Origin of the sequence: Halomonas sp. KX33721 (assembly GCF_001596805.1) — a bacterium.
In the GTDB taxonomy this organism is placed as follows: Bacteria; Pseudomonadota; Gammaproteobacteria; order Pseudomonadales; family Halomonadaceae; genus Vreelandella; species Vreelandella aquamarina.
Genome location: NZ_LVIA01000035.1, coordinates 30,434 through 42,380, shown reverse-complemented (window position 1 = coordinate 42,380; position 11,947 = coordinate 30,434). Strand labels below are relative to the sequence as shown.

General features: G+C 55.9%; 13 protein-coding genes. 12 read left to right on the top strand and 1 reads right to left on the bottom strand.

Annotated elements, in window-relative coordinates; genetic code table 11:
* The first annotated feature begins 48 nt into the window (after positions 1 to 48).
* The 11 genes from A3220_RS13155 (at position 49) to mgtE (ending at position 9,742) form a co-directional block, all read left to right on the top strand.
* Entirely contained in the window at positions 49 to 975 is a 927-nt protein-coding gene (locus A3220_RS13155; protein WP_062375232.1) for a ParB/RepB/Spo0J family partition protein, read from the top strand.
* 221 nt (positions 976 to 1,196) lie between these two features.
* On the top strand, positions 1,197 to 1,589 hold the full coding sequence (locus A3220_RS13150; RefSeq protein WP_044628600.1) for an ATP synthase subunit I: 393 nt from the start codon (positions 1,197 to 1,199) through the stop codon (positions 1,587 to 1,589).
* A 16-nt stretch (positions 1,590 to 1,605) separates the two neighbouring features.
* Positions 1,606 to 2,433 (top strand): F0F1 ATP synthase subunit A, encoded by an 828-nt coding sequence (gene atpB / locus A3220_RS13145; protein ID WP_044628644.1) that lies wholly within the window; start codon positions 1,606 to 1,608, stop codon positions 2,431 to 2,433.
* A 65-nt stretch (positions 2,434 to 2,498) separates the two neighbouring features.
* Entirely contained in the window at positions 2,499 to 2,726 is a 228-nt protein-coding gene (gene atpE, locus A3220_RS13140) for a F0F1 ATP synthase subunit C (protein WP_007112217.1), read from the top strand.
* A gap of 76 nt (positions 2,727 to 2,802) precedes the next feature.
* Complete coding sequence (locus A3220_RS13135) at positions 2,803 to 3,273, top strand: F0F1 ATP synthase subunit B (protein ID WP_044628601.1); 471 nt, start codon at positions 2,803 to 2,805, stop codon at positions 3,271 to 3,273.
* Positions 3,274 to 3,284: 11 nt separating this feature from the next.
* Positions 3,285 to 3,818: a F0F1 ATP synthase subunit delta gene (locus tag A3220_RS13130; protein ID WP_062375230.1), complete on the top strand. Its 534-nt coding sequence runs from the start codon at positions 3,285 to 3,287 to the stop codon at positions 3,816 to 3,818.
* Between the two features lie 16 nt (positions 3,819 to 3,834).
* The gene (gene atpA, locus A3220_RS13125) at positions 3,835 to 5,379 is read left to right on the top strand and encodes a F0F1 ATP synthase subunit alpha (RefSeq protein WP_062375228.1); all 1,545 of its coding nucleotides are present in this window, start codon (positions 3,835 to 3,837) and stop codon (positions 5,377 to 5,379) included.
* 65 nt (positions 5,380 to 5,444) lie between these two features.
* Positions 5,445 to 6,332 carry a F0F1 ATP synthase subunit gamma gene (atpG, locus tag A3220_RS13120; RefSeq protein ID WP_062375226.1) on the top strand — a complete coding sequence of 296 codons (888 nt, stop codon included), beginning with the start codon at positions 5,445 to 5,447 and terminating at the stop codon, positions 6,330 to 6,332.
* A 76-nt stretch (positions 6,333 to 6,408) separates the two neighbouring features.
* The gene (gene atpD / locus A3220_RS13115; protein ID WP_058577336.1) at positions 6,409 to 7,788 is read left to right on the top strand and encodes a F0F1 ATP synthase subunit beta; all 1,380 of its coding nucleotides are present in this window, start codon (positions 6,409 to 6,411) and stop codon (positions 7,786 to 7,788) included.
* Between the two features lie 24 nt (positions 7,789 to 7,812).
* Positions 7,813 to 8,241: a F0F1 ATP synthase subunit epsilon gene (locus A3220_RS13110; protein ID WP_044628606.1), complete on the top strand. Its 429-nt coding sequence runs from the start codon at positions 7,813 to 7,815 to the stop codon at positions 8,239 to 8,241.
* Positions 8,242 to 8,359: 118 nt separating this feature from the next.
* Positions 8,360 to 9,742 carry a magnesium transporter gene (gene mgtE / locus A3220_RS13105; RefSeq protein ID WP_044628607.1) on the top strand — a complete coding sequence of 461 codons (1,383 nt, stop codon included), beginning with the start codon at positions 8,360 to 8,362 and terminating at the stop codon, positions 9,740 to 9,742.
* A 16-nt stretch (positions 9,743 to 9,758) separates the two neighbouring features.
* Here the strand turns inward: mgtE and A3220_RS13100 are convergent, their stop codons facing one another.
* Complete coding sequence (locus A3220_RS13100; protein ID WP_044628608.1) at positions 9,759 to 10,952, bottom strand: cation diffusion facilitator family transporter; 1,194 nt, start codon at positions 10,950 to 10,952, stop codon at positions 9,759 to 9,761.
* Positions 10,953 to 11,139: 187 nt separating this feature from the next.
* On the opposite strand from A3220_RS13100, the gene A3220_RS13095 reads away from it, so the two are divergent.
* Positions 11,140 to 11,940: an undecaprenyl-diphosphate phosphatase gene (locus A3220_RS13095; protein ID WP_044628609.1), complete on the top strand. Its 801-nt coding sequence runs from the start codon at positions 11,140 to 11,142 to the stop codon at positions 11,938 to 11,940.
* The last annotated feature ends 7 nt before the right edge of the window (positions 11,941 to 11,947 follow it).

Genomic DNA, 11,947 nt, shown 5'->3' with positions numbered 1-11,947 from the left:
CGCTGTAGCGTTCAAAGTACATAACGTTAAAAGTACGAGGGAAAGCGAATGACGCGTAAACGCGCGCTAGGACGTGGCCTGGATGCCCTGATTGGTGCGGGCGCCCGTCGTCGTGACAGTTTGGATCTCACCGGCGAGACAACGCTGGACAACGCTGAGGCGTCCCTAACCGAGGGCATGTCGGATGACGCCCCCGAACGTTTGGAGCGCCTGCCGCTGGGTCAATTGACACGTGGCAAGTATCAACCTCGCCGCGACATTCAGCCCGAAGCGCTGGAAGAGCTTGCCGACTCCATTCGCGCCCAAGGCGTGATGCAGCCCATCGTGGTGCGTCCGGTAGGTAAAGACCGCTATGAAATTATTGCCGGTGAGCGCCGCTGGCGCGCCGCGCAACTGGCCGAGCTGGACGTTATTCCGGCGGTCATACGCCATGTGAGTGATGAAGTCGCGCTGGCCTTAGCGCTGATTGAAAATATCCAGCGGGAAAACCTCAACGCGATTGAAGAAGCGATTGCGCTGAAGCGTTTGGGCGATGAATTTGAGCTCACTCAGCAACAGATTGCTGATGCAGTGGGTAAGTCTCGTACCCAGGTTGCCAACTTACTTCGTCTGCTGGCCCTCGACCCAGAGGTGCAAACCCTGCTAGAACGGGGCGACTTAGATATGGGTCACGCTCGCGCACTGCTCTCGTTAACCAGTGCACAGCAGCGCCAAGTCGCCCACGAAGTGGTCAATAAAGACCTTACCGTGCGCGATACCGAAGCGCTGGTGAAAAAGGTGCAAACCAATCAGGCACCTGCGCCGACCGCCAAGCAAGCGGCCAAGACACCGGATGTGGCCCGCTTAGAAACCCACCTGGGCGAAATTCTCGGTGCGCCTGTTTCGATTGACCATGGCCAAAAGGGCAAGGGGAAGGTCACCATTCGCTACACTAGCCTCGAAGAGTTGGACGGGATTCTGGCGCATATTAAATAGCACGCTAATGAAAGATATGGCCTGTTTTTAGCCCTTTGGTCGCAAGTCGGCGCTGAAACGCGTGAAATCCGTGCAACTTCGGTTGAAGGTGTGATAGCGCTTCCCTATAATCGCGCAAGATTTGTGTAGGTTGCTTATCGATGCGCTTGAAAGGCACATCGGCAGCAACCCATCTAACGCGCTGGGGAATCATTTGCTTACTAGCGATATGTTGAAAGCTTATGCAGCGAATTGAAACCCAGCGGCAGCGAGCCTACTTCGCTCGGCTAACCGGCGCCCAGCTCGTGGTGATGCTGCTTGGAGTGCTGCTGGCTTATCCGGTAGCCCAGATGCCAGGGGTGCTATCGGTCATAACGGGAGCACTGGTAGCGTTGCTGCCACACGCTTTCTTTATACAGCGCATGGGAATTTTTGGTAAAACGCGTCGTTCTCCAGGCGCTATGGTTCTGTTTCGCGCCGAGGCAGGTAAGTTTGGTTTGACGGTGGCACTGTTTGCTTTGGTGTTCGTGGTAGTGCCTCCCTCAAACCCCGCTTTCTTTTTTAGTGCTTATGTTGCGATTGTTCTAACGCATTGGCTTGCACCTTGGTTAATGCCTGGGAAATCGCACAACTGATTGAGGTGACATGTCTATGGCCGCAGGAAACGAAGTCTCGTCGACTTACTATATCCAGCACCACTTGCAGAACCTGACCTTTGGTAAACATCCAGAGAATGGCTGGTCGCTGGCGCACTCCGCCGAAGAAGCTCGTGAAATGGGCTTTTGGGCCATTCATCTGGACACCATGGGCTGGTCGATCGCCATGGGCCTCCTGTTTATCTGGATTTTCCGTAAAGCCGGTAAAGCAGCAACAACGGGCGTTCCTAGCGGACTGCAAAACGCTGTTGAAATGGTGGTTGAGTTCATCGAGAACCTCACCCGCGCGACGTTCCATGGCCGTAACCCGGTCATTGCCCCGCTGGCACTGACGCTGTTCGTGTGGATTTTGCTCATGAACACGCTGAAAATTATTCCGGTCGACTATGGCCCTGAGCTCTTTAAACGGTTAGGCGTTGAGTACATGAAAATTGTACCGACCACGGACCCGAACGCCACGCTGGGTATGGCGCTGGGCGTGTTCTGCCTGATTATTTACTACAGCATTAAAGTCAAAGGTGCCGGTGGTTTTGCCAAAGAGCTGTCGCTTACGCCGTTCAATCACTGGGCGCTGATCCCTTTCAACCTGGTACTTGAAGTGATTGGCCTGCTGGTGAAGCCGTTAGGCCTTGGCCTGCGTCTGTTCGGTAACATGTTTGCCGGTGAAGTTATCTTTATTCTGATTGCTCTACTGCCGTTCTGGGCAATCTGGCTGTTGGACGTGCCATGGGCCATCTTCCACATCCTTGTGGTAACGCTGCAGGCCTTTATTTTCACCACGCTGTCGGTTGTATACCTCAGCGCGGCGCACGAACATCACTAAACCAAGCAACGACGTTTTCATTAACCCTCAACCCTTAACCAAAACTTAAACTCAGGAGCAACATCATGGAAATGGTTTATCTCTCAGCTGCCATCATCATCGGTCTGGGCGCACTAGCTACCGGCATTGGCTTCGCTCTTCTGGGCGGCAAACTGCTTGAGTCTACTGCGCGTCAGCCGGAACTGGGCGACCAGCTGCAAACCAAAACCTTCATCATGGCCGGTCTGCTTGACGCCGTTCCGATGATCGGTGTTGGTATCGCGATGTACCTGATCTTCGTTGTCGCCGGTTAATGCAGCTTAACCGAGCGGACATCCGCTCGGTTTTGTTTCACTCCGGTCGCCACGAACTTGTCAGAGGTACATCCCTGTGAATATCAACATGACGCTTATCGGGCAGACGATCGCCTTCGCGATCTTTGTCTGGTTTTGCATAAAGTATGTGTGGCCTCCGATCAGCAACGCGCTTCATGAGCGTCAGAAAAAGATTGCTGATGGCTTGGACGCAGCCAGCCGTGCGACTCGCGACCTTGAGTTAGCTCAAGAGCGCGCTGAGCAAACGTTGCGTGAAAGCAAGGAGCAGGCTTCTCAAATTCTCGAGCAAGCCAACAAGCGCTCTGCTCAGATGATCGAAGAAGCACGCGAACAGGCTCGCGCTGAAGGCGAACGCCTGATGGCAAGCGCTCGTTCCGAAATTGAGCAAGAAGTAAATCGTGCAAAAGACGAGCTTCGTGCCCAGGTTTCTCACCTCGCCATCCTTGGTGCCGAGCGTGTATTAGAAGCTTCGGTCGACGAGAAAGCACATCGCAAGTTACTTGATGAGCTTGCTGCTGAACTGTAAGGAGGTGACCCATGGCGGAATTACTTACCGTCGCTCGTCCTTACGCTAAGGCGGCGTTTGAATACGCGCGTGATCATGAGGCGCTTGATAGCTGGTCCCAGGCGTTTGTTTTTTTAAGCACTGCGGTTGCCAATAGCGACGTTCGTCGCTTGTTGGGTAGTCCAAAGCTTGAGAACGACAAAAAGGTAGCCCTGCTTTCCGATATGTTACCGGAGCAGAATGCCGACGTGTCGCGCTTTTTGGATACCCTGGCCGACCAAGGTCGCTTGATGGCCCTACCTTTTATCGCTGAGCAGTTCGAGCACCTGCGTGCCGAACATGAGCAGCGTGTTGAGGTACTGGTGACGTCCGCCTATGCGCTGGACAGCCAACAGCAGACCAAGCTAGCAACCGCGCTCAAGAAACGTCTGAATCGCGAAATCTCCATTACTACTCAGGTGGACAAGGCGCTGATTGGCGGTGTCATCCTGCGTGCCGGCGATACCGTCATTGACGGTTCGGTGCGTGGTCGATTGAACCGACTTTCCGAAGCGCTGACCGCTTGAGTCTGAGGGACATGGCATGCAGCAACTGAATCCTTCCGAGATCAGCGACATCATCAAGCAGCGAATTGAAAAGCTTGACGTCGCATCTGAAGCCCGTAATCAGGGCACCATCGTCAGCGTTTCCGACGGTATCGTGAAAATTCACGGCCTCGAAGACGCGATGTTCGGTGAAATGATCGAATTCCCCAACAGCATTTTCGGCATGGTACTGAACCTGGAGCGTGACTCCGTCGGTGCTGTTGTCCTGGGTGACTACCTGCAGCTTGAAGAAGGCATGACCGCTCAGTGTACCGGTCGCATTCTTGAAGTTCCGGTAGGCCCTGAGCTGATTGGTCGCGTTGTCGATGCGTTGGGTAACCCCATTGACGGCAAAGGCGAGATCAACGCTAAACTGACCGACGCGGTAGAAAAAGTAGCGCCCGGCGTTATCACCCGTCAGTCCGTTGATGAGCCGATCCAAACTGGTTTGAAATCTATCGACGCTATGGTGCCGATCGGTCGTGGTCAGCGTGAGCTGATCATCGGTGACCGTCAGATTGGTAAATCTGCCATTGCCATCGATGCGATCATCAACCAGAAAGGCAAGGGCGTTACCTGTGTCTACGTAGCGATCGGTCAGAAGCAGTCGACCATTGCTAACGTCGTTCGCAAGCTCGAAGAGCACGGCGCGTTGGAACACACCATCATCGTCGCTGCAGGCGCTGCCGATCCGGCACCGATGCAGTTCCTGGCCGCTTACTCTGGTTGCACCATGGGCGAGTACTTCCGTGACCGTGGTGAAGACGCGCTGATCGTGTATGACGATCTTTCCAAGCAGGCCGTTGCGTACCGTCAGGTATCGCTTCTGCTGCGTCGTCCGCCGGGCCGTGAAGCTTACCCCGGTGACGTTTTCTATCTCCACTCGCGTCTGCTGGAGCGCGCTGCGCGCGTTAACGCTGACTACGTTGAGAAGTTCACCAACGGTGAAGTGAAAGGCAAAACCGGTTCTTTGACCGCACTGCCGATCATCGAAACACAAGGTGGTGACGTATCGGCGTTCGTTCCGACCAACGTTATCTCCATCACCGATGGTCAGATCTTCTTGGAAACCAACCTGTTTAACTCCGGTATTCGTCCGGCGATTAACGCAGGTCTCTCGGTTTCTCGTGTAGGTGGTGCTGCGCAGACCAAAATCATCAAGAAGCTGGGTGGCGGTGTTCGTCTAGCCCTGGCTCAGTATCGTGAACTGGCGGCGTTCTCGCAGTTTGCCTCTGACCTTGATGAAGCGACGCGCAAGCAGCTCGAGCACGGCCAACGCGTGACCGAACTGATGAAGCAGAAGCAGTACTCGCCGATGTCAGTGGCGGAAATGGCGCTGTCTCTGTACGCCGCTAACGAAGGTCACCTGGACGACGTGAGCGTCGATAAGGTGCTGGACTTCGAACGTGCTCTGCACGATTACATGAAGTCTGAGCACAGCGAGCTGCTCGATAAGATCAACCAGACCGGCGACTACAACGGCGAGATTCAGGACGGCTTGAAGTCAGGTCTCGAGAAGTTCAAGGCGACTCAGAGCTGGTAATGTCCGGCCCGCCTGCGGGCGGGCTTGCATGCTTTCTGAGAGCCACGAACGAAAGGTAGATCGCTATGGCAGCTGCAAAAGAGATACGCACCCAGATCGGGAGCATTAAAAATACGCAGAAGATTACCAGCGCCATGGAGATGGTAGCTGCATCGAAAATGCGTAAAGCGCAAGATCTGATGAAGGCTGGCCAGCCGTACGCCAAGCAGATTCGTAACGTGGTAGGCCACATTGCCGACGCAAACCCCGAGTACAAGCACGACTATATGGTCGAGCGTAACGAGGTAAAGCGCGTTGGTTACATTGTGGTCTCCACCGATCGTGGCCTGTGTGGCGGCTTGAACGTCAACCTGTTCAAAGCAGTGGTGAAAGACGCCGTTGCCTGGAAACAGCAAGGCGCTGAGCTGGACTTCTGTGCCCTCGGTTCGAAAGCCGGTGCTTTCTTCCGTAACTACGGGGGCAACTTGGTTGCCGCCAAAAGTGGTTTAGGAGAAGCACCGACCGTTGAGGGTCTGATCGGTAGTGTTAAGGTCATGCTCGAAGCGTACGACGACGGGCGTCTAGACCGTCTGTACGTGGTATATAACGAATTCGTTAATACCATGACACAGCGTCCCGTTGTACGTCAGATTCTTCCGCTGTCGTCCGATATGGGCGCTGACGCGAAGCATGACGAAGAAAACGCCCGTCCCGGAAGCTGGGACTACCTGTATGAACCGGATGCCAAGGCGTTGTTAGACGGCCTGTTGGTTCGATTCATCGAATCGCAGGTGTATCAGGCGGTAGTCGAAAACGGTGCGTGCGAACAGGCCGCCCGAATGATCGCTATGAAGAGTGCCACTGATAACGCGGGCAACCTGATCGACGATCTGGAGATGGTGTACAACAAGGCCCGTCAGGCCGCCATCACCCAGGAAATTTCCGAGATCGTCGGCGGCGCTTCAGCCGTATAACGCCAAGGGAGCCTGCCATCGCTAAGGTGGCTCCCGGCAAACAGGTTTCATTTGCAGGTTTTTGAGAGGAACCAAGATGAGCGGACGTATCGTACAAATCATCGGCGCGGTGATTGACGTAGAGTTTCCGCGGGACTCTGTGCCCAAGGTCTACGACGCGCTGAAGGTCTCCAACGTTGAGACCATCCTCGAAGTCCAGCAGCAGCTGGGCGACGGCGTAGTACGCGCCATTGCCATGGGCTCCACCGAGGGCTTGAAACGTGGCTTGGACGTAACCAACACAGGTGCCGCGATTTCCGTACCGGTCGGTAAGGAAACGCTGGGTCGCATCATGAACGTACTCGGCGAGCCGATCGACGAAGCAGGTGAGATCGGTGAGCAAGAGCGTATGCCGATCCACCGAAAAGCGCCGAGCTATGCCGATCAGGCAGCGTCTAACGAGCTGCTCGAGACCGGTATCAAGGTCATCGATCTGGTCTGCCCCTTCGCGAAAGGCGGTAAGGTTGGTCTGTTCGGCGGTGCGGGTGTTGGTAAAACCGTTAACATGATGGAGCTTATCCGCAACATCGCCACCGAGCACAGCGGCTACTCTGTATTCGCTGGTGTCGGTGAGCGTACGCGTGAGGGTAACGACTTCTATCATGAAATGACCGAATCCAACGTTATCGACAAGGTAGCGCTGGTCTACGGTCAGATGAACGAGCCACCCGGTAACCGTCTTCGCGTGGCGCTGACCGGTTTGACCATTGCGGAAAAATTCCGTGATGAAGGCCGCGACGTTCTGCTGTTCGTCGACAACATCTACCGTTACACCCTGGCCGGTACCGAAGTATCCGCCCTGCTGGGTCGTATGCCGTCTGCGGTAGGTTATCAGCCGACGCTGGCCGAAGAGATGGGCGTTCTGCAGGAACGTATCACCTCTACGAAAACCGGTTCTATCACTTCCGTGCAGGCCGTTTACGTCCCTGCGGATGACTTGACTGACCCGTCGCCGGCGACCACCTTCTCCCACCTGGATGCAACTGTAGTACTAGCGCGTTCAATCGCTGAGCTGGGTATCTACCCCGCGATCGACCCGCTGGACTCCACCTCGCGTCAGCTGGACCCGCTGGTCGTCGGTGAAGAGCACTACGACGTAGCGCGTGGCGTTCAGAACGTTCTGCAGCGTTACAAGGAACTGAAGGACATCATCGCGATTCTGGGTATGGACGAGCTGTCTGACGAAGACAAGCTGGCCGTTGCCCGTGCGCGTAAGATCCAGCGCTTCCTGTCGCAGCCGTTCTTCGTGGCCGAGGTCTTCACTGGCTCGCCCGGTAAGTACGTGTCGCTGAAAGACACCATCCGTGGCTTCCAGGGCATCCTCGCGGGTGACTACGACGATCTGCCGGAACAGGCCTTCTACATGGTCGGCTCCATCGACGAAGCTGTCGAAAAAGCCAACCAGATGAAGAAGTAATCCCGTCCATTAGGGGGATTCGCTATGGCGAATAGCTTCACTTGCAATATCGTCAGCGCAGAAGCATCCATCTTCTCAGGTAAGGTTGAGCAGGTGATTGCTTCCGGGATTATGGGTGACCTCGGCATTTTGCCGGGGCACGCCCCGCTGCTGACCGAGCTTCAGCCGGGCCCGATCCGCGTGATCCACGATGATGGCAAGGAAGAGAACTTCTTTGTCTCTGGCGGCTTCATGGAAGTCCAGCCAGATGTCGTGACGATCCTGGCAGACGCTGCGGCGCGTGCCAGCGACCTCGACGAGGCCGCTGCTGAAGAAGCGCGTCAGCAGGCGCTGAAAGCCTTTAATGAGAAGTCAGCGGAGCTGGATTATACCCGCGCTGCCGCTGAACTCGCCGAAGCCGTTGCCCAACTGCGAACGATTCAGCAGTTGCGTAAGAAGGCGGGTAAAGGCTAATTAGACGCTCTGCGTAATCAAACGCCCTTAAACCCGATTCAGGGTTTAAGGGGCGTTTTTTTTTGTCTGTTAATATGCGGGTGAGTCATCCCAGAGTTGAACGTCTCAGGAGCGAGCGATGGCGCTAAACGAAGAAGCCTTACAGGAATTGAAAACCGAGCTGCTCGAGGAGCTGGTCAAGGAAGAGCCCAACAAGGCGCAATTGGCGGAACGCCTCGCTGAAATACGCTCGGCCGACATTGGGGAAGTGCTGGAAGAGCTGATCGAGAAGGATGAGGAGCTACGTGCGGCCCTGACGGTGTTGGACATTCTCTCCACCGAGCGAGCCGCCAATGTGTTGGGCTATCTACCCAAAGAGAGCCAGCTCGAGGTGGTGGGAGAGCTGTCCGATAGCCAGGTGCTCAAACTGCTCGAAGAGATGGGCTCCGACGAGCGGGCGGATTTGTTCAACCGGCTTGGGGAAGACCGTCGCGAAGCGCTGTTGCGTCGTATGGCGCACCAGGAGCGCGAGGATCTCAAGCGCTTGGCGAGCTATGAAGAGGGCACTGCCGGCGCCATCATGACCTCTGACTATGTTGCCATAGCCAGTGGCATGACGGTGTCACAAGCAATGATGCGCGTGCGCCAAACCGCGCCCGATGCGGAAACGGTCTACCAGCTCTATGTGTTGGACAGCGACGGCCATCTGATCGGCACCATGTCGCTGCGTCAACTGATGGTCGCGCGCCCTGGGGCGTTGGTGGATGACATCATGATCAAAGATGTCATCAAAATCCCTGTGGATAAAGCGCAGGAGGAGGTGGCGAGAATTGTGGCTCGGTATGACTTACTGGCGCTGCCCGTGGTTGATGCCGATGGCCGTATGGTAGGCATCGTGACTCACGATGATGCCATGGATGTTGCTGAGTCAGAGGCCACCGAAGATATCCACAAAGGGATGTCCATCGGTCAGCTAGAGGATGGCGTGAGCCGGGTACCGCTGTGGAGTCTTTACCGCAAACGCGTGTTTTGGCTGGTCTTACTGGTCTTTGCCAACCTTTTTTCGGGGGCTGGTATCGCTTATTTCGAGGAGACCATTGCTGCTCAGGTGGCGCTGGTATTTTTCTTACCGCTGCTGATCGGTAGCGGCGGTAATGCCGGTGCGCAGGCCGCCACGCTGATGGTGCGCGGCATGGCCACCGGCGACGTAGGCGTGAAGGATTGGAGCAAGATGCTGGGGCGTGAGCTGTTGGTGGCTGGTTCATTGGGTTTGACCATGGCCATTGCCGTCGCCCCCATTGGGATTTTTCGTGGCGGGGAAGCGGTGGCCATCATCGTGGCGCTCAGCATGGTGACCATCGTGCTGTTTGGCAGCTTGATCGGCATGTGCTTGCCGTTCGTTTTGGAGCGCTTCAAAGTAGACCCCGCGACGGCCTCGGCTCCGCTGGTGACCACGCTGATCGACGCCACCGGCGTACTGATTTACTTCAGTATTGCAACGGCCATACTTGCCGGCGTCTGACCTGGGTTAGGGTAGCCTAGCGCATGGCGCTACTGGCCGCCCGGGTGATGAACATGACCTCCACATGACCCAGCCACTCGATGTCGCTGGCGAGCGCCTTGAGCTGGCTCGCCAAACACTGAGGCGGCTGGTGAACGGCGTCGCCAATAATCAGCGATACCGATACCTTATCTTCTAAGTAGTGGAGCTGTAGCTCGTTCAGCGTGCGCCATACCGGATGTTTGTACCAGCGCTCGTTCAGCGCCGCTTCCACTTCTGGACGCAGCGGCAGGCCGGGCAAGCGGCTGGGGTCGCCTTCACCGGCGTCATCTTCTGGGTCAACGTGGAAGATAACATCTGTGAGCAAAGGAAACTCGTGGCGCAAACGGCGGCTCACTTCATTACCGATTTCATGAGCTTCCGAGACGGTAATTTTAGGCCCCACCACCACATGCAGATCGACCATCACCCAACCTGCCGATTGACGGGTGCGCAGGTCGTGCACGCTATCCACGCCGGGGACGCTACACGCCACGTCATGCATCTGCTGCTGTACTGTTTCGGGGAGTGCGGTGTCGACCAGTTCGCGAGCGGACTCCCACAACAGGTCTAAACCCACTTTACCGACCATCAGGCCAACGATAATGGCGGCCACAGCATCTAGCCAGCCCAAGCCAAACTGTGCGCCTACTAAAGCCACCAGCACCACGGCGGTTGAAAGTGCGTCGCTGCGCGAGTGCCAAGCGTTGGCTTCTAAAAGCTTGGATTTCAAGCGTTTCGCGACCCGCATGGTGTAGCGAAAAATCCACTCTTTGCTAATCAGTGCCAGTATGGCGATGACGATCGCAAGCGCCCCCGGGGCGCCCACTTCTGTGCCGCTCAACAGGCGATCCACGCTTGACCACGCAATACCCCCCGCCACGAAGATTAGGACGCTGCCTAATAGCAGCGTGGTGAGGGTTTCGATTCGGCCATGGCCGTAGTGGTGGTCGTTGTCGGGCTCCTGGCGGCCATAGTGAATGGCTGCCAGCACGAACCCATCGGTCACAAGATCAGAGAGCGAATGGATACCATCGGCAATCAGCGCAGCAGAGCCGACAAAAAAACCAACGGCGACTTTGATAATGCTCAGCAAACCGTCCAGCCAAGCGCCGATATAGGTTACGCGCTTAGCCTCTTGGCTATCTAACTCGCGATTGGGAACCACTGGCGTTTCTACGGTCTGAGTCATGAGGTACCTTGCAGGGACGCACACTTCTAATAGGCGCCTATTGTAGCTTACCGTTGCATAAGCTCTATACCTTCTTATGAATTTGCGCGCTTCACCGGTGCGGACAATGAATGGCTGGATGTGTATCCTAAGCGCCGCTGCAGGTGCTTACACATCATTTAATGACGTAATACAGACAGGACGACCTATGGATTGGCTCCAAGTGGTAGTATTGGCGGTGGTGCAGGGGCTCACAGAATTTCTTCCGATTTCCAGCTCCGCTCATCTGATTTTGGTGCCGGTGCTCACCACCTGGGAAGATCAAGGTCTCGCGTTCGATGTGGCACTCCACTTGGGTAGCTTGAGCGCCGTCGTCCTCTATTTTCGCCAGGAAATTTGGCAAATGATCGCCAGCAGCCTCACGGCGGTAAGAGGCAACGGCGTCAATGAGGATGCGCGTCTAGCGTTTTGGGTAGTCGTGGCCACCTTGCCGGTGTGCATCGTCGGCTTTCTCCTCCATGACCTGATCGCAGGCTACATGCGCTCGACGCTGATCATCGGCCTTAGCCTGATAGGGTTCGGCTTACTGCTAGGCTACGCCGACTGGAAAATGCGCGGTACCCGCAGCGAGTATCAGTTGACGCTAAAAGACGCACTGATCATCGGCGGCGCTCAGGTATTAGCGCTGATCCCCGGTACGTCGCGCTCGGGGATCACGATGACCGCGGCGCTGATGGTTGGCATGAATCGAGAAGGCGCCGCGCGCTTCTCGTTTTTGCTCTCGATTCCCGTCATCGTGCTCGCCGGTGGCCTCGAAGCGGTGAATCTCGTCAAAGCGCCTCACTCGATCGACGTACCCGCTATGCTAATAGGGGTGCTTTTATCGGGTATCAGCGCCTTCGTGTGTATTCACTACTTTCTCGTCGTAATCAAAAAGCTGGGGATGCAGCCGTTCGTGGTATACCGCGTGCTGTTTGGTGCCTGGCTACTCTGGTTTTTTCATTTCTAACCCGCGC